Below are 16,777 nucleotides of genomic sequence, written 5' to 3'. Positions count from 1 at the left end.
ATTCCTATTATAGCCATGCGTTAAAATGCAGTCAATTTATCAAAATTATAAATTTGTGTCATTTTGTGAAAAAGAACCACATTCTACCTTAACTCTATATGACAAAAAGGACCCTTTCTTAATCGAAAGAAGATCCTCGATAGGCAGCCATCGTCATAAAATTCATAAAATTCGTTACTTTCAAAGATAGAATATCATTCACTAACTTATAGAGAGGAGGAATCCCTTCCTTCTCGTATTTCGAACTTACACAGTCCCATACATCTTTACCGGTCACGTGCTCATATCCGATAAGTCTAAATTCTGCCGCTTTACTCATGCACATCATGTGAATATCATCATCGAGCTGGACACTACTTAAATCTTTTACTCCCACGTGTATCCCTCCTCTCTCATGATGTCTATATCTCTTAACAAGTAATTCGACCTTGGAGGTCTATTTCCTTTTTATATTTATTCTATTACAAAGCTTTAGCATGAGAATGGACAGGTTGAGCATATCCATATAATAGTGGTCATGCTGGATAACCGGCTAAGCTTGATTCTTGGAAGAGGGAGTGAAAAGTTGAATAAACGTAGACATATAAAACAAACATTTATACAAGGTACCTTGATATTATTGGCAGCAGGAATCATCAATAGGATTCTCGGGTTCATTCCCCGAATAATCTTACCACGAATTATAGGAGCTGAGGGGGTTGGAATTTACCAACTTGCATATCCTTTTTTTATCGTTCTAATAACGATCATTACGGGAGGCATCCCTCTTGCTATCTCCAAACTGGTATCTGAAGCTGATGCAGCAGATAATCCAAGAAACTCACGTGCCGTTTTACGAGTTAGTCTTGGGTTAACGATTGGACTCGGTATTGTCTTTATGCTGCTATCGATCTTATTTGCCCCTTGGATTACAAATAATATTCTAACAGACCCCCGAGTCTATCATACATTCGTTAGTATGAGTCCTATGCTAGTGATTGTAGCTATATCCTCAGTCTATCGGGGTTACTTCCAAGGAAAACAAAATATGATTCCATCTGCCCTATCCTCCATTGTTGAGACCGTGGTCAGAATTGTTTGTGTCCTTTGGTTCTCATTTCTCCTTTTACCCAAAGGAATTGAGTTCGGTGCAGCTGGTGCAATGCTTGGTGTGATGGCCGGTGAATTTATTGGTTTACTTATATTGTTATGGCAATACCATGCGGAGAATAGAAAGGAGGATATGACCGAACCCGAGAATATTGCCGAACCTGTTAACCCCCATGAACCTGCTAACATACCCACAAGAGGAGTACTTCATCGCTTATTAAAAATTACTATTCCTGTCACTGCAGGTAAGCTTGTAGGATCATTCTCCTATCTGTTTGAATCTATCATAACAGCACAAAGTCTAGCCATAGCCGGTTTTGCTACTTCTATTGCAACAGCACAATATGGAGCATTACAAGGAATGATCATTCCATTGCTACTCCTTCCCAGCGCACTAACCGCTTCATTAGCTGTCTCCCTTGTTCCTTCTTTATCAGAGGCAGCCGCTCGCAAGGATATGATCACGATACACAAAAGGCTCAACCAGACCATACGGCTTGCACTGGTCACCGGAGCACCCTTCTCTGTCCTTATGTTTATCCTCGCTGCTCCGCTATGCTTGCTTTTATATAACGACCAGAATATTTCAAGCATGTTGCACCTGATGGCGCCTTTCGCCTTATTTATTTACGTACAGGCCCCGCTACAGGTTGCCTTGCAGGCGCTAGATCATCCGGGTAAAGCACTTCGTAATACATTAATAGGTTCTGCCATCAAGCTGTTCCTAATCTGGTACTTAGCTTCCCAACCTGAATTCGGAATTCTAGGAGCCGTGATAGCTATTATTGCAAATAGTATCATCGTAACCATGTTACATGGATTCAGTGTAGCTAGAATGTTGTCTTTTAAATATAAGCTCTTCGACTTCTTCAAAATGGGTGTAGCTATGATCATCATGGCTGGTGGCACACAATATGCGTATAATCACCTTCCATTCCATGATCACCCTTGGTTTCAGTTCATCGTTGCAGGTATAGTAGGAATCCTAATTTATATCATTATTATATTTAGTATTAAACTCGTATCTATTCGTGATTTAGAAAAAACACCACTCATTGGTAAATGGTTTCGCACGGTTACTTAACCGGCTTACCCGCTATTTTTTCCTTAAAATCGATGTAAATTTGATTTTGATGATCAATACTGCACATAAAAACATCTTCAAAATTTTCTGCACCTTTAGCCTGAATTTGGTTTTTCAACCAAAAGCGTGACTTTTTGATCAATGCCAAATTATCATCTTGGACTTTACCATCCATAATTAGGGGTACAGGTATTCCTTGATGTGTGATCTTTCCGGCTGGAATCAGAACTTTCTTTCTTCTCTTCGATTTCTTGGCATTGGCATTGGAAAAATTCATACCCGAATTCGATTCTTTAGGAAGTACTGTAAGTTGACCCGTTGTCTCTAAAATAGCAAACTCCACGTCAGCAATATTATCAATATCCTTTTGACGGATCTGTAGCATAAGATCATCCAGATTGTAACGTTGTTTCTTCATCTCATCTCGATGGAGTCTACCGTTAGATATCAATACGGAAGGTTTACCATCAAACAATAACCGAAGTTTTCTACTTTTCAGACTTATTTTTGCAATGATGACCTGCAGAACCACAAGTACAGCCATAGGAATGATTCCATCCATAATGGGACGTTTCATATCTTCCACTACAAATACAGCAATTTCAGCAATCATGATAGAGATAACTAGATCGAACAGAGAAAGCTTTCCTATTTCGCGCTTACCCATAATACGAATCGTGAAATAGATAACAACATACATCAATAATGTCCTTAAAATGTATGTTGAAATATCTCCCGTCAATTAAATCCACCCCTTAATCTTGTCAAGATTAGACTATTATTTATTTCTATTGTCACCTGTTTATAGCAAGCTCATGCAATCATCTGCGTTTTAATTAATGGAAAGTCACTTTCACCATCAACTCTGTGCTTTCTTGTACTACTGGGGCAAGCCCCATCATACAATGACAGTAACTAATCAACTATAAAGGGGGGTCTCTCAGATGCAATTTATTCGTCAATTCATCTCATTTCGAATTACCAGCCCATTACTTGCTGGACTTTGGTATGCGTTCTTTTGGATGATGATGGGTTCATTCGTTCTATCGTTATTCTTATGGTTAAGTGAAATGCAGGAACACGATCTTGGCACGTATACTTATATTATTCATATATTCTCCGCGATCGTTGGAGGGATGGTATCGGGTAAACGTGCTGGTAAAAAAGGATGGTATCACGGGGGATTAACGGGTGCCTTTTACACATTAATCATTCTACTCATCAGTTTTCTAGCCTTAGATAACTCACTTCATTTTGGAAATATTCTTTGGATTGGCCTTGCCTTTGTTATTGGTGCTATTGGAGGAATGTTCGGGGTAAATTTAAAGCAAAATAAGTAATTCCCATAAATAGTCTCTTCCTTATAAATATGGTACACTAGATGAAGTCATGTTATAAAGAGGAGGCCGTTTTTGTGTTATATCAATCCATGGGAACCATTGCTTTAGCCTCAACAGTAACGATTATACTGCTTATATGGATAGGATCAATGCGTAATCCTTTTCTAGTCATCAAAGAGCTCGCTGCAACCATTCTATCTTCACGTAAATTTATAGTATTAATCTTGTCGGTTGCAGCGATCTTGTTCATTAATAAAAATGAACTACGCTTTGAACACAACATGAAATATTATGCTGATTTCACCCCCTGGATCTTCGGTATAGAGGGACATATCGTAAGAAATATACAAGACTTTTTCTACAATCCAATCATCACCCAAATATGCGTCTTCTTCTATGTTATTGTTTTTCAATCCTTACTAATTTCCTCCATTGGGGTTTACCTTTTAGATCGTAACAAGTTATTTGTATATGCCATTTGCTTCGCTATCATTATTAATTACTCTGTCGCAATTCCCTTTTACCTGTTTTTTCCCGTAAATGAGGTATGGTCCTATCCACCCGCAGGAGTCCGTTTTCATATGCTAGATGTATTTCCTACATTCGAGGAATCCTATAGACCTCTATCCGGTCTGAACAATTGCTTCCCAAGCCTTCATACTTCCATCTCTATGACGATATTACTATTGGGTGCACGTTCAGGTAATCGTCGTTGGAGAATCATCACAGGGATAAGTGGAATCATTATTATATTCAGCATTTTCTATCTTGGTATACATTGGGTTAGTGACATGTTTGCGGGTTCACTCCTCGGCATTATTTCATCCAGTTTAGGTATTTATTGGGCAAAATCAATTCTTAGAAAAGAGGAAAAACCCCTTTATAAGAAAGCTCCTCATAAAATTCGTGTGCCTCACAATAGTAAATAATGAATCAACCATTACACCGTATCATGCAAAAGAGGTTATCCATTTCGTCTAACGACGATATGGACAACCTCTTCTTTGATTTCACAATATAGTTCTAGATTAAGAATGTACTTTATTTACTTTCAACGTCTGTGCGAACACCTTGGCTAATCGCGCTACGGTCAAAAGTAAGTTTTGTAACATCATTCACAAGAAGTACGATAATATCATCAGTAATTTCTACGATTGTACCGTGAAGACCACCAATGGTTACTACCTTATCTCCCTTTTTAAGAGCACTTAACATGGATGCACGTGTTTTTTGTTTCTTTTGTTGCGGACGAATTAACAAAAAGTAAAAGATCGCAAACATAAGAACAAAAGGCCATAATAATTGAATCATTTCAGACATGTAACTTCCCCCTCAAATAGATTGCTTCATTCTAGAAACCTTTAAGATTCTCGTAAAGCCCATACTGTTCAAAAAACTCATCGCGAAAATCTAGCAGTCTGTCGTCCATAATACTCTGACGAACCTTGCGCATTAACTCTAGCAAGAAATGCAGATTATGGTATGTAGTCAGTCTCAGTCCAAAGGTCTCGTCTGCCTTAATCAAATGCCGCAGGTAAGCTCTCGAGTAATTCCTACATGTATAACAATCACATGCTGGATCTAGTGGACCGTAATCACGAGCATACTTAGCGTTGCGGATCACAACTCGTCCTTCGCTTGTCATTGTTGTCCCATTACGAGCAATCCGTGTTGGGAGAACGCAGTCAAACATATCTACTCCACGAATAGATCCTTCAATTAGCGCATCCGGAGACCCCACACCCATTAAATAACGGGGTTTATTACTAGGAAGTAATGGAACTGTATAATCCAGCACATCATACATGATCTGCTTAGACTCTCCTACGCTGAGTCCACCAATAGCATACCCCGGGAAATCCATGGAAGTCAAATCACGTGCACTTTGCTTCCGAAGATCTTCATGCATCCCACCTTGCACAATAGCAAATAGGCCTTGATCTTTCGTGCGGGCATGACTTTCAAGACAACGTTCAGCCCAACGAGTCGTGCGTTCAAGTGATTTCTTCACATAATCATATTCTGCAGGATAAGGAGGACATTCATCAAACGCCATCATTATATCTGATCCAAGTGCATTCTGAATTTCCATGGCTACCTCTGGTGAAAGGAACAATTTATCACCATTTAGATGAGAGCGGAAATGAACGCCTTCTTCTGTGATTTTACGCATTTCACTAAGACTAAATACTTGAAAACCACCGCTATCCGTTAGGATTGGGCGATCCCAATTCATAAATTTGTGTAGACCACCCGCTTCACGGATAATATCGTGTCCAGGACGTAGGAACAAATGATACGTATTACTTAGAATAATCTGAGCATCCATTTGCTTAAGTTCTTCCGGACTCATCGTCTTCACGGTTGCTAGTGTTCCAACAGGCATAAATGTAGGTGTCTCAATAATTCCATGAGGCGTATGAACACGCCCTAATCGAGCTCCTGATTGCTTACATGTTTTAATGTGTTCATAAGTAATTGCTGCTGCCATAGTGTATTTGAATTCCTTCCTTATATAACGTTCTTCTAGACTCAAGTAAAACTCACTTTCACTTTTTACCTATTTTAATAAATAAACATTGCATCGCCGAAGCTGAAGAACCGATACTTTTCCTTCACGGCTTCTTTATACGCATCAAGAATATGTTCTCTCCCTGCCAATGCACTAACCAACATGACCAAGGTGGATTTCGGTAAATGGAAATTCGTGATCAATGCATCCACAACCGTAAACTCATAACCCGGAAACATGAAAATACTGGTCCAGCCACTACTTTCCTTGAGTGGTCCACCTGAACATTGCTTCCCTACTGTCTCTAACGTTCGACATGAAGTTGTTCCGACAGCAATAATTCTACCTCCATCACGACGAGTATCGTTGAGTAGATCTGCCGTTTCTTGAGACAAAGAATAGTACTCCTCATGCATCACGTGGTCTTCTACTCGTTCCACTGACATGGGTCTGAAGGTTCCTAATCCCACATGCAGTGTAATAAACGCTACTGACACACCCTTTGCACGGATATCATCAAGTAATTCCTCTGTGAAATGAAGGCCTGCTGTAGGTGCAGCTGCTGAACCTTCATGACGCGCATACACCGTTTGGTAACGTTCACGATCATCAAGCTTATCCTTAATATATGGAGGAAGTGGCATTTGTCCAATCCGATCTAGGATTTCTTGAAATACTCCATGATAAGTAAACTTGAGTACTCTGCCTCCCATATCACCTTCAGACTCAATCACCGCTTTAAGTTCTTCACTAAAAACGATCGTATTTCCTTGTTTCAGTTTTTTTCCTGGCTTAACTAATGCTTCCCAGCGATCCTCACCTAAATTCTTAAGTAATAGAACCTCGGCCTTAGCACCCGTATCTTCCTTTACACCAAATAGTCTTGCAGGGATAACGCGAGTGTCATTCAATACCAGCGTATCGCCTGGCTTAAGATATTCCGTTATATCTTTAAAGGTATGATGTTCTGTCTTACCATCTTCTTTATTCAGCGTAAGCAATCGTGATGAACTTCGATCAAAAAGTGGCGTCTGTGCAATCAATTCTTCTGGTAGATCAAAATTATATAATTCTACATCCATGTGTCGTCATTCCTTAGTAATAGTGACATTTTGATAATAGTGTTTCAAAATATCCTGATAATCATTCCCTGCATCCGCCATGCCTTTTGCTCCCCACTGAGAAAGCCCTAGACCATGACCATTTCCTTGTCCAATAAATATAAACTTCTGACCTGCTTCCAATACTTCTGCCTTTGATTCACTATTCATGATGACAGTTCCCGCATTGTTAAGACTACTAGTCCCTGAAGCTGAAATAACGGAAGTACTAGAAGAAGCAGATGCCTTTACCGTTACACCGTCTGAACCTAATACAGTATAACTTCCTGTTGATACAATATCAAACAATGTACTTGGTAGTCCGTTAAGGGCAGATCTGAACATATCTGGATATTTCACGTCCATGACTTGTCCATTGACTTGGAGTTCAATAACGCGACCGGATGGTCCACGTTTCGTTATTTCTAGTGCATCTATGCTTGAAGGTAACTGTAAGGTTGTTATCCCCTTCATCGTCTTAAGTAATTCAGCAGAGGTATAAGGACCTCTAACCCACGAATACGTGTTTGATTCTGCAACTTTTGCTAGAATTACAGCTGTATCTCCCGGATTAAGTTTACTAACTGCTGTAACATTGGATTGAACTAAAGGGATGACCCGAACATCCGTATCCTTTGATGTTACCGTTAACTGAGCCAGCCCCGAAGCTGTTGTACTTGGCAATTCTTTTACATTATCCTCTCGAACATAACCTGTAACACCATTAGTTAACAAGACATGATACCACATCTTGAGACTCTTTTGTGCGGTTATATCCCCTTCACTTGTGACACTTTCAAAAGTTTTATTATTACTATTCCACACTTCACTAGAATCAGCCGTTACACCCCCACTATTAGATGAGAATATGGTCTCAACCACTTTACCATCTTGTGTTAGGATTTCTCCCTGAGTGTCATCAACAGCTTGGGTTATACTCGTCGCTTCCGAACCTATCCCATTATATACTTGGCTTAATGTCGTATCGACTACGTCTGCTATCTTATATTTGTTGCTCTGAAAGATAGCATAACTTCGAGCAGCTACAGCCTGTGATTTCAATGCCTCACTTGGCCATGAAGAGGGTACTTCTCCCCCAACAACGGAATAAAGATACTGTTCTAACGGCACTTCGTTCACCAATGCTAGCTGCCCATTATATAGACTAACTTCCCAATGACCTCGATAGCTACGTGCCGATCTCTCCGTAACTTTCATTCCATGTGTATTGTCTGGAATCCACAACTTAGCAGACTCACCGCTTATTTGATAATGATCAACCGTTTGTATTGAAGTAAGATTAATACCTACGTCTTGACGTAATATAAGTGCAGGAATAGAAGAGTCAACCTCTGATACCGTTACTGACGGTACAAGTTGACTCATTTTATTTTGAATGTTTGACATTTCAAGATCACTTACGGCTTCTCCAACCCACACGGCATATTGAACTTCACCGGAAGGCATTCCCTGAATAACGGTCATAGCATCCAATCCAGCAGATTGAATGGCCTTTTGTTGTGTTGCTGCTTGATCCTGAGAATTGTAGACTCCAGCAGACCAATGTTTACTTCCCTTTAGTGAAGGTACCTGACCGTTCAATTGAGAAGCTACCGTCTTAGTTACGCGAACTACAGCCTCATGTCCCGCTTGTTCTGTTGCATACGTTCCCGAATACAGCTGATATACCGTACTGTCACCTAGTGAAGTACTGAATAGCAACGGCTTATCGCTCGTTGAAGACAACTTCTTCGCTGCTGCCGCAGCTGTTATCCAATCCTTTGTCTCCAATACTTTGACACGGAAAGTATCCATGCTAAATCGCACTTGTTGATTACCTTCTAAAGTAACCAGCGATTGATACCCATCTGTCCCCTTAAAACCTGCATTCCATGAGGAAGTAGATTGCAAGGTTACAGTAGGAGTTGTTGATTTGTAAGTCGTACCTAAATCTAGAAACAATGCAACTCTTATGTTATCCGGTGTGAGCCCGTCCGCACTTACCCCTTGTGGGGAGGTTAGACAAGCTGAACTAAGAACAATAACTAACATTCCTTTACCTAACCACTTCAATGCCTTACTTTTCAAATTGAGAATCATCAAATTCTCCTCTCTAAGATAGGTTATTTACTTCTGTTGAGGTGGTTGTGGCAATCCCAAGTGTTGATAGGCTGTAGGCGACACTATTCTTCCACGTGGTGTTCGTTGCAAGAAGCCAATCTGCATTAAATAGGGTTCGTACACATCCTCGATCGTCTGACTTTCTTCTCCTATCGTTGCAGCAATCGTATCAAGTCCTACCGGACCTCCACGGAAGCTAGTAATCATCGTATGAAGTATTTTGTAATCAATCTGATCTAGCCCTCTCGGGTCAACTTGTAACATGTGCAGTGCTTGATCCGCAATATCACGTGTGATGATGCCATCTCCACGTACCTGTGCATAGTCACGTACTCGCTTCAGTAAGCGGTTAGCAATACGAGGGGTCCCCCTAGCTCTTAGAGCTATCTCTTCAGCTGCGTCGCCCACAATCTCAATACCGAATATGTCCGCTCCTCTGGATACGATAAAGCTAAGTTCGTCCACACTATAGAATTCCAGCCGACTGACTACACCGAATCGATCCCGTAGAGGTGCTGATAACAGGCCTGCACGTGTTGTAGCTCCGATTAATGTAAAAGGAGGCAAATCCAATCGGACGGATCGGGCACTTGGCCCCTTCCCGATCATAATATCGAGCGCGAAATCCTCCATCGCTGGATACATAACTTCCTCAACGGTTCGGTGTAGACGGTGAATTTCATCAATAAATAGCACATCACCTTCTTGAAGATTGGTCAGTAATGCAGCCAAGTCTCCAGGACGTTCAATAGCAGGTCCAGACGTAGTACGTAGATTGACACCTAATTCATTAGCGATGATATTGGCCAATGTCGTTTTACCAAGTCCTGGCGGACCATATAGAAGCACATGATCAAGGGCTTCATTACGCATTTTGGCCGCTTCAATATAAATCTTTAGATTTTCCTTCACTTGATTCTGACCAATATATTCTGCCAAATATCGTGGGCGAAGACTGAGCTCCACCGCCTGATCTTCCATCATCAAGTTTGCTGATATAATACGGTCTTCCATTACTTATCGCTCCTCTTCCTTAGCCCGCATAGAGCAGTTTGAGCGCCCGCTTCATTAAGACGTCTATCGTGTCTTCATAGGAGACATCATTTTTAATTTTTAACCATACACTGTCTAGCTCTGTTTCCGTATAACCTAGCGCCTTCAATCCTTCTCTAGCCTCAGACCACGAAGATCCATCTCCCGCTTGTGGTTCAGGAACAGTGAATAATCCTCCAGATATAACCGTTGCACCAAGGCCTAGACCATCTAACTTGTCCTTCAAGTCTAGGATCATTCTCTGCGCAGTCTTCTTTCCGATGCCAGGAAGTTTGGTTAAGAACGCAATATTCTCCTGATAGATTGCTGAAACAACAAGATCCGGATTTCCACCACTTAATATACCAAGCGCCACCTTGGGGCCTATACCAGATACCTCAATTAACTTACGGAACAACTTCTGCTCCTCACGTGTTGGGAAACCAAATAATAACATCGCATCTTCACGTACATGGTGATGGATATAAATTGTAACTTCACCTTCAAGTTTGGCAAAAGCATATGGATTAGGGCAAAATACACGGTAACCAACACCCCGAACATCTAACACAACATAATCATTCTCCAAATGGACGACAGGGCCAGTTAAGAAATCTATCATTTTCGCAATACCTCATTTAACTTCGAATTTAATGTATACGAATGTGCATGGCATATAGCTACAGCTAAAGCATCCGCAACGTCATCGGGTTTAGGAACTTCTTTTAAGCGCAAATAAATACGCACCATCTCCTGAACCTGCTTCTTTTCCGCCTTACCATATCCGACAACAGCCTGCTTCACCTGTAATGGTGTATACTCACCGATGGGTAATCCTCTTTGTACTGCTGCTAGAATCATGACCCCACGTGCCTGACTGACGGTCATTGCTGTCGTTACATTTCGATTAAAAAATAGCTTTTCGAATGCAACGGTATCTGGTTTATATTTATCTATCAACTGTATCATACCTTCGTACACATGTAACAAACGGTCTTCTTCTGGCGTATGAGCTTCTGTCTGAATACATCCGTATTGAACCGGCGTGATTTTACTTCCCTCCTTGTCTACAAAACCAAATCCGACAATGGCAATACCCGGGTCAATTCCTAAAATCCGCAAAGTCAATCTCTCCCTCATCATAAAGCGAACATATGTATTCGTTCTTCTTATTATATGAAAAACTATCAGTTAAGTCTATGACTGCTAGAAATACCACCGTGACATACCATAGATTCTTAATAAACCTCTAGAGCGAGTATTTTTTCCCTTAAGATCGGAAATGATATAATAATTCGCTGATAAAAGCATCCATCGCCAACGTCCTAATAGCTTCATTTCTATACACAATTCCCACCACTTTTTGGGGAGTAGGTTCAATAATTGGAATGATTTTAATGCGATGATCTGGTATATGATTCACATTTATATAAGATTTGGGTAAAATAGTTGCCCCTATATTAAGTTGGACCATCTGTAACATAGACTCCATTGTTGACAGTTCGAGAATAGGACTAAACGTAATTCCTACCTCTCTACCATATGCATCTATCATCTGCCTTACCAGGAACTTCTCTGGAAATAATACTAGGGATAGGTTCTGCAAACGCATGAATGATACACTACACTCCTGCGCTAATGAGTGCTCAGTAGAAATAACTAAACTAAGCTCTTCCGTATATAAAGGCTGACTTATTAGATGAATATCTTCCAATGGAAGAAATACAACACCGATATCTAGCTCGTTATTTAACAAACCCTGCTTTGTTTCTTCCGTCGCTAACTCTATCACAGATAAGGATATACCCGGATATTTCTCATGGAAAGAAACGATGGACGTAGTGAGTAAATGGTTACCTGAACATCCAATTCTCAACTTGCCTCGTTGCAATCCTTTGATCTCTTTTATTTTTATTTGTGCCTGTTCTAGCTCATAGAAGACTCGTATCGCATGATTCCGTAGAATACTTCCTGCCTCTGTCATATGATTCCTTTTCCCGATTCTTCTGAATAACGGTGTACCTACCCTTTCTTCAAGTAGACGAATCTGTTGACTCAACGTAGGCTGACTAATACCTAAACGTACTGCTGCTCTTGTGAAATGTAACTCGTCACAAACAGCAAGAAAATACTCCAAAAGTCTAAATTCCACAGAATCGCCTCCCACTTATAGATACTAACTATTATCTTAATAGATATAATTGGATTGACCAATTGTTTTTTTTATCATTATAATTAAGAAAGAATATTTCAATGAGACTCAGGAGGAGTTAGAATATGGACATTCAAATTCAACAAAGAACCACCCACAAAGTAAAACCGGATGAAAGCCATCTGGAGTTCGGTCAGCATTTCACAGATCACATGTTTATACTAGACTACAACTTAGAGCAAGGTTGGCATGAACCTCGTATCGTTCCTTATGCCCCTATTGAATTAGACCCTGCCGCTATGGTATTTCATTACGGTCAAGCTGTTTTTGAGGGTATGAAAGCATTCTTAACAAAGAATAAGCAAATTCTCTTGTTTAGACCTGAGAAAAATATGGAACGTTTCAACCAATCCAATAGACGTCTTGAAATTCCTGAGGTCGATGGTGAATTCCTGATCCATGCCATTCAAACCTTAATTAATGTAGATAAAGATTGGATTCCAACTGGAAAAGGGACCTCATTATATATTCGCCCCTTTATTATCGCGACTGAACCTTGTCTAGGCGTACGTGCATCCCACACCTATAAACTCATGGTCATTCTGTCACCTGTTGGCGCTTACTATAGTGAAGGACTAGAGCCTGTTAAAATCAACGTAGAGAGCTCCTACACACGTGCAGTTCGTGGAGGTCTGGGGATGGCTAAAGCTGCTGGTAATTACGCGGCTAGCATCAAAGCACAGACGGAAGCCAAAGAAGCAGGTTATTCGCAAGTTCTGTGGCTAGATGCCATTGAGAAGAAGTATATTGAAGAAGTAGGAAGCATGAATATTTTCTTCAAAATTGACGGGAAAGTCATTACACCTAAATTGAACGGTAGTATTCTAGCGGGTGTAACGCGTGATTCAATTATGGAATTGCTACGCAACTGGGGTGTGCCTATGGAGGAACGTCAGCTCTCCATGGAAGAAGTGTACGAAGCATCCAAGAACAATACTTTAGAAGAGGTATTTGGAACTGGAACAGCTGCCGTTATATCTCCTGTTGGTGAATTGTATTGGAATAATAATCAAATGGTTATTAATCAAGGGCATATCGGAGAACTATCTCAGAAGCTTTATGATACAATTACAGGCATCCAAACAGGATTGATTGAAGATACACTTCAATGGACGGTTCAAGTCTAATCTTAATTTATTAGCAACAATTGGAATATCAAAACAACTCCCTCTAACATACTGAGGGAGTTGTTTTTTATATCTCTTCTATTCTTAATCTGTCCTCTTCATCACATTCTCGCTATGCTCGCGTGCATAGTCACTAAAAGTTGAAATGACACTGTTATACTCATCAATATCCTGTATTCGGATACCATCATATAGTTCTTTTAGAACCCCATTAGGAAGTGTTGATTCCATGGAATTAATATCAAGCTGAAAGAATGTTTTTAACACTTTTTCTTTATGAGGAGGGCCTTCATATAATGTAAGATTACCGTTTGCATCCATACTCATATAAGCTTTCTGTTTACACACAGGTGATAAGTCTGAGATCGTCTCTATAAGCCACACATCCCCGTTACGATCGAGGTGACCTATCCATGCTGGATTATGTTGAAGTAGATGACTAATGCGTTCAGAGCGCATTTGTCCAAGAACCTGTTCTTCTTGACCACAAACATAATTTTTTCGAAAAGTAACCTTATGCATTTCATCTGATTCTTCTAATCTTTGTAAAAAATAACGGTCTTCTTCGGACTCATCCTCGAGCGAATTATTCTGTAAATATTTTAAAGTTTGGACAGCAATCTGAGGTTTCGAGTTCAGTAAAGATTGAACTTTATCGGAGAGATGAAATCCCCACCAGACCATCCCAACAACAATAATACACAATGCCGTTGTTCCAGTCCGTCGCTTCCACTTTTTCCAATTCCTTTTCAACTGTTTTTTTAGTTTTGAAGCATTCACGCTAATCCCCTTCTATCTGCTTACTTTTCTTTATTGTGACCGAAGAGGACTTCGTTTATACAGCCAACAGACCTTCGAAGTCTTTATCCCGTCCTGATTTCTCTAGAAAACGAGATATTTTTAAAGATATGCAATGCGAAAAACAATAAATAGAGGTTTTTGAAGAAAGATACCTTATAAACGGTCATACATATTTACTCTAGTTATTGTCGTTAACCGACCACATTTGGATTCTCTTTAGCTTAAAAGGGCTCTTTTGTTTTTCACAAGAAGAAGCAATCAATAGTATCATTTGGGTGAACACACGTTGAATTTCCGCTTGGCAGGAAATGGGGAAACCACTAGGTTTGAAAGGACCTACCTGGGGTGTGAATCCAAAGGGACTGTTCACAGTCTCATAGGGTAAGGGTAGGGCGACTCTCACCGTCCGAATCCGACAGCTAACCTCGTAAACGCACAGAGAGAGATCCTTGATCCGCAACGTCTTTGCGTTAGGTTTATTTAAGCCTGTAATCGCAAACCGCAGCAGAGGTCCTCCTCTGTCTGCGGCTTTTTGTGTTGTGCAAAACTATTTTAAGGGATGAGCCACAGTGGAAGCACTGTATACAGTACGTATTATTATTTTGGAACACATCAGAAATTGCTTGAACCTCTTAGTCTACAGTCATTATGCTTTGGTGCACTCTGGTATGAAGAAAATGGATCCAGATATATTATGGGTTATGCATTTGGCGATAATAAAGTTGACGTGCCCCACTAATTCAGTAATCTCTCTTCATATAAGGACTGTACAGACTCAAGCACCATACGAGAGGTAGACACGAGTATTCGTGAAAAACAACAGCAACAAGACTGGTAGACACGGCTCAGATTTCCGATCGCCACCGTATTTAAAGATCCCTGGAAGAATACTCCTACAGGTGGGTATGTCTTAAGATCTCGGGAGACCTACCCTTTCCATCTATCTGTATTGCACAAAATGAAATATCAACTATGGTTGGAACATTCCGCTGTATGTGAAAACAAGCCCGAGCTGCTCTCCTTTATCGAGAGGACAAAACTTACCCATCATGTCGAACTTAGACTCTTAGAAAGCTGATGCATAGGTAAGTTGCAGTCATTACCTTACATAGCAAAAAGACCACCGAAGTAATTCGATGGTCTTTCATTTGATCGGGACGACACGATTTGAACATGCGACCCCCTGGACCCAAACCAGGTGCTCTACCAAGCTGAGCTACGTCCCGTTATATGCCGGTGAAGGGACTCGAACCCCCACGGTTTCCCTCACGATTTTGAGTCGTGCGCGTCTGCCAGTTCCGCCACACCGGCGTGTTATGTATTTCTTAATAAAAATGGTGCGCCCTAAGAGATTCGAACTCCTGGCCTTTTGATTCGTAGTCAAACGCTCTATCCAGCTGAGCTAAGGGCGCAAATATTTGTGATAAAAATGGAGCGGACGACGGGAATCGAACCCGCGACCCTCGCCTTGGCAAGGCGATGCTCTACCGCTGAGCCACGTCCGCAAAACATATGGTGCGCGTGGAGGGACTTGAACCCCCACGTCGTGAAACGCTAGATCCTAAGTCTAGTGCGTCTGCCAATTCCGCCACACGCGCACGCTTGTAAAAAAAATGGTGAGCCATGAAGGATTCGAACCTTCGACACCCTGATTAAAAGTCAGGTGCTCTACCAACTGAGCTAATGGCTCACAACTGTAAAGATAAATGGCGGAACCGACGGGATTCGAACCCGCGATCTCCTGCGTGACAGGCAGGCATGTTAGGCCAACTACACCACGGTTCCACATAAATATATTCCTCTAAGGAATAAAATTGGTTGCGGGGGCAGGATTTGAACCTGCGGCCTTCGGGTTATGAGCCCGACGAGCTACCGGGCTGCTCCACCCCGCGTCATTGTAACAAGCATATTGAGTTAAATGGTGGAGGCTGAGGGGATCGAACCCCCGACCCTCTGCTTGTAAGGCAGATGCTCTCCCAGCTGAGCTAAGCCTCCATAAAGGATAGAATACAATATAATTGGTGACCCGTAGGGGAATCGAACCCCTGTTACCTCCGTGAAAGGGAGGTGTCTTAACCGCTTGACCAACGGGCCTTATATGGCTCCCCGAACAGGACTCGAACCTGTGACAACTCGATTAACAGTCGAGTGCTCTACCAACTGAGCTATCAGGGAATATAAACGACTATAAAACATGATTACCATAAGTATGTAAACATATCTTGCAGAGTATCTGCTTGGCGGCGTCCTACTCTCCCAGGACCCTGCGGTCCAAGTACCATCGGCGCTGGAGGACTTAACGGTCGTGTTCGGGATGGGTACGTGTGGAACCCCTCCGCTATCGCCACCAAACGGGATT

General features: G+C 41.2%; 16 protein-coding genes, 11 tRNA genes, 1 rRNA gene and 1 riboswitch. Of the genes, 5 read left to right on the top strand and 23 right to left on the bottom strand.

Annotated elements, in window-relative coordinates; all coding sequences use genetic code 11:
- Positions 1 to 118: 118 nt before the first annotated feature.
- Positions 119 to 376, bottom strand: a complete 258-nt coding sequence (locus tag AC1D69_RS18865; RefSeq protein WP_495457689.1) for a post-transcriptional regulator — start codon at positions 374 to 376, stop codon at positions 119 to 121.
- Between the two features lie 141 nt (positions 377 to 517).
- Between AC1D69_RS18865 and spoVB the strand changes: the two genes are divergently transcribed.
- On the top strand, positions 518 to 2,173 hold the full coding sequence (gene spoVB, locus AC1D69_RS18860; RefSeq protein ID WP_495457688.1) for a stage V sporulation protein B: 1,656 nt from the start codon (positions 518 to 520) through the stop codon (positions 2,171 to 2,173).
- Here spoVB and AC1D69_RS18855 read toward each other — a convergent pair.
- Positions 2,166 to 2,915, bottom strand: a complete 750-nt coding sequence (locus AC1D69_RS18855) for a DUF421 domain-containing protein (protein ID WP_495457687.1) — start codon at positions 2,913 to 2,915, stop codon at positions 2,166 to 2,168. The two genes, spoVB and AC1D69_RS18855, sit on opposite strands and share 8 nt — an antisense overlap.
- 202 nt (positions 2,916 to 3,117) lie before the next feature.
- On the opposite strand from AC1D69_RS18855, the gene AC1D69_RS18850 reads away from it, so the two are divergent.
- Positions 3,118 to 3,513: a TIGR04086 family membrane protein gene (locus AC1D69_RS18850; RefSeq protein WP_495457686.1), complete on the top strand. Its 396-nt coding sequence runs from the start codon at positions 3,118 to 3,120 to the stop codon at positions 3,511 to 3,513.
- Between the two features lie 74 nt (positions 3,514 to 3,587).
- Positions 3,588 to 4,442, top strand: a complete 855-nt coding sequence (locus AC1D69_RS18845) for a phosphatase PAP2 family protein (protein WP_495457685.1) — start codon at positions 3,588 to 3,590, stop codon at positions 4,440 to 4,442.
- Positions 4,443 to 4,554: 112 nt separating this feature from the next.
- On the opposite strand, the gene yajC is transcribed toward AC1D69_RS18845, so the two are convergent.
- The 8 genes from yajC to AC1D69_RS18805 form a co-directional block, all read right to left on the bottom strand.
- Positions 4,555 to 4,833, bottom strand: a complete 279-nt coding sequence (gene yajC / locus AC1D69_RS18840) for a preprotein translocase subunit YajC (RefSeq protein WP_495457684.1) — start codon at positions 4,831 to 4,833, stop codon at positions 4,555 to 4,557.
- Between the two features lie 31 nt (positions 4,834 to 4,864).
- Positions 4,865 to 6,004, bottom strand: coding sequence for a tRNA guanosine(34) transglycosylase Tgt (tgt, locus tag AC1D69_RS18835; RefSeq protein ID WP_495457683.1), 1,140 nt, complete (start codon positions 6,002 to 6,004; stop codon positions 4,865 to 4,867).
- A gap of 74 nt (positions 6,005 to 6,078) precedes the next feature.
- Complete coding sequence (gene queA / locus AC1D69_RS18830; protein ID WP_495457682.1) at positions 6,079 to 7,107, bottom strand: tRNA preQ1(34) S-adenosylmethionine ribosyltransferase-isomerase QueA; 1,029 nt, start codon at positions 7,105 to 7,107, stop codon at positions 6,079 to 6,081.
- A gap of 6 nt (positions 7,108 to 7,113) precedes the next feature.
- Positions 7,114 to 9,225, bottom strand: a complete 2,112-nt coding sequence (locus AC1D69_RS18825) for a SpoIID/LytB domain-containing protein (protein WP_495457681.1) — start codon at positions 9,223 to 9,225, stop codon at positions 7,114 to 7,116.
- 27 nt (positions 9,226 to 9,252) lie between these two features.
- Positions 9,253 to 10,260 (bottom strand): Holliday junction branch migration DNA helicase RuvB, encoded by a 1,008-nt coding sequence (gene ruvB, locus AC1D69_RS18820; RefSeq protein WP_495457680.1) that lies wholly within the window; start codon positions 10,258 to 10,260, stop codon positions 9,253 to 9,255.
- 19 nt (positions 10,261 to 10,279) lie between these two features.
- Entirely contained in the window at positions 10,280 to 10,900 is a 621-nt protein-coding gene (ruvA, locus tag AC1D69_RS18815; protein ID WP_495457679.1) for a Holliday junction branch migration protein RuvA, read from the bottom strand.
- Positions 10,897 to 11,400 (bottom strand): crossover junction endodeoxyribonuclease RuvC, encoded by a 504-nt coding sequence (gene ruvC / locus AC1D69_RS18810; protein ID WP_495457678.1) that lies wholly within the window; start codon positions 11,398 to 11,400, stop codon positions 10,897 to 10,899. The genes ruvA and ruvC overlap by 4 nt, the downstream gene beginning before the upstream one ends.
- Positions 11,401 to 11,548: 148 nt before the next feature.
- Entirely contained in the window at positions 11,549 to 12,430 is an 882-nt protein-coding gene (locus AC1D69_RS18805; RefSeq protein WP_495457677.1) for a LysR family transcriptional regulator, read from the bottom strand.
- A gap of 125 nt (positions 12,431 to 12,555) precedes the next feature.
- Here AC1D69_RS18805 and AC1D69_RS18800 point away from each other — a divergent pair, with 125 nt between their 5' ends.
- Positions 12,556 to 13,617 carry a branched-chain amino acid aminotransferase gene (locus AC1D69_RS18800; RefSeq protein ID WP_495457676.1) on the top strand — a complete coding sequence of 354 codons (1,062 nt, stop codon included), beginning with the start codon at positions 12,556 to 12,558 and terminating at the stop codon, positions 13,615 to 13,617.
- Positions 13,618 to 13,701: 84 nt separating this feature from the next.
- Here AC1D69_RS18800 and AC1D69_RS18795 read toward each other — a convergent pair whose 3' ends face one another.
- Positions 13,702 to 14,397 carry a BofC C-terminal domain-containing protein gene (locus AC1D69_RS18795; RefSeq protein ID WP_495457675.1) on the bottom strand — a complete coding sequence of 232 codons (696 nt, stop codon included), beginning with the start codon at positions 14,395 to 14,397 and terminating at the stop codon, positions 13,702 to 13,704.
- A gap of 295 nt (positions 14,398 to 14,692) precedes the next feature.
- A riboswitch (cyclic di-AMP (ydaO/yuaA leader) is annotated at positions 14,693 to 14,866 on the top strand.
- Positions 14,867 to 14,977: 111 nt separating this feature from the next.
- On the opposite strand from AC1D69_RS18795, the gene AC1D69_RS18790 reads away from it, so the two are divergent.
- On the top strand, positions 14,978 to 15,157 hold the full coding sequence (locus tag AC1D69_RS18790; RefSeq protein WP_495457674.1) for a hypothetical protein: 180 nt from the start codon (positions 14,978 to 14,980) through the stop codon (positions 15,155 to 15,157).
- A 413-nt stretch (positions 15,158 to 15,570) separates the two neighbouring features.
- Here AC1D69_RS18790 and AC1D69_RS18785 read toward each other — a convergent pair.
- The 12 genes from AC1D69_RS18785 to rrf form a co-directional block, all read right to left on the bottom strand.
- Positions 15,571 to 15,644, bottom strand: a tRNA-Pro gene (locus tag AC1D69_RS18785).
- Between the two features lie 5 nt (positions 15,645 to 15,649).
- Positions 15,650 to 15,729 (bottom strand) — tRNA-Leu (locus AC1D69_RS18780).
- 24 nt (positions 15,730 to 15,753) lie between these two features.
- A tRNA-Arg gene (locus tag AC1D69_RS18775) sits at positions 15,754 to 15,830 on the bottom strand.
- A gap of 18 nt (positions 15,831 to 15,848) precedes the next feature.
- Positions 15,849 to 15,923, bottom strand: a tRNA-Gly gene (locus tag AC1D69_RS18770).
- Positions 15,924 to 15,931: 8 nt separating this feature from the next.
- Positions 15,932 to 16,016 (bottom strand) — tRNA-Leu (locus tag AC1D69_RS18765).
- A gap of 16 nt (positions 16,017 to 16,032) precedes the next feature.
- Positions 16,033 to 16,108 (bottom strand) — tRNA-Lys (locus tag AC1D69_RS18760).
- 17 nt (positions 16,109 to 16,125) lie between these two features.
- A tRNA-Asp gene (locus AC1D69_RS18755) sits at positions 16,126 to 16,203 on the bottom strand.
- A 30-nt stretch (positions 16,204 to 16,233) separates the two neighbouring features.
- Positions 16,234 to 16,310: transfer RNA gene (locus AC1D69_RS18750), tRNA-Met, on the bottom strand.
- Positions 16,311 to 16,337: 27 nt separating this feature from the next.
- Positions 16,338 to 16,413: transfer RNA gene (locus tag AC1D69_RS18745), tRNA-Val, on the bottom strand.
- A 24-nt stretch (positions 16,414 to 16,437) separates the two neighbouring features.
- Positions 16,438 to 16,512: transfer RNA gene (locus AC1D69_RS18740), tRNA-Glu, on the bottom strand.
- A gap of 5 nt (positions 16,513 to 16,517) precedes the next feature.
- Positions 16,518 to 16,593, bottom strand: a tRNA-Asn gene (locus AC1D69_RS18735).
- Positions 16,594 to 16,653: 60 nt separating this feature from the next.
- A 5S ribosomal RNA gene (rrf, locus tag AC1D69_RS18730) occupies positions 16,654 to 16,770 on the bottom strand.
- Positions 16,771 to 16,777 lie beyond the last annotated feature (7 nt).

The organism is Paenibacillus sp. Y301 (assembly GCF_059445505.1).
Note: the sequence above shows the minus strand (reverse complement) of the source record. Positions and strands in the feature narration are given on the sequence as shown.

What these genes read in the sequence shown, in the direction of transcription:
- spoVB (WP_495457688.1), top strand. Translation starts at nt 518, where the DNA reads ATGCTGGATAACCGGCTAAGCTTGATTCTTGGAAGAGGGAGTGAAAAG.
- AC1D69_RS18850 (WP_495457686.1), top strand. Translation starts at nt 3,118, where the DNA reads ATGCAATTTATTCGTCAATTCATCTCATTTCGAATTACCAGCCCATTA.
- yajC (WP_495457684.1), bottom strand. Translation starts at nt 4,833, where the DNA reads ATGTCTGAAATGATTCAATTATTATGGCCTTTTGTTCTTATGTTTGCG.
- tgt (WP_495457683.1), bottom strand. Translation starts at nt 6,004, where the DNA reads ATGGCAGCAGCAATTACTTATGAACACATTAAAACATGTAAGCAATCA.
- queA (WP_495457682.1), bottom strand. Translation starts at nt 7,107, where the DNA reads ATGGATGTAGAATTATATAATTTTGATCTACCAGAAGAATTGATTGCA.
- AC1D69_RS18825 (WP_495457681.1), bottom strand. Translation starts at nt 9,225, where the DNA reads ATGATTCTCAATTTGAAAAGTAAGGCATTGAAGTGGTTAGGTAAAGGA.
- ruvB (WP_495457680.1), bottom strand. Translation starts at nt 10,260, where the DNA reads ATGGAAGACCGTATTATATCAGCAAACTTGATGATGGAAGATCAGGCG.
- ruvA (WP_495457679.1), bottom strand. Translation starts at nt 10,900, where the DNA reads ATGATAGATTTCTTAACTGGCCCTGTCGTCCATTTGGAGAATGATTAT.
- AC1D69_RS18800 (WP_495457676.1), top strand. Translation starts at nt 12,556, where the DNA reads ATGGACATTCAAATTCAACAAAGAACCACCCACAAAGTAAAACCGGAT.
- AC1D69_RS18790 (WP_495457674.1), top strand. Translation starts at nt 14,978, where the DNA reads ATGAGCCACAGTGGAAGCACTGTATACAGTACGTATTATTATTTTGGA.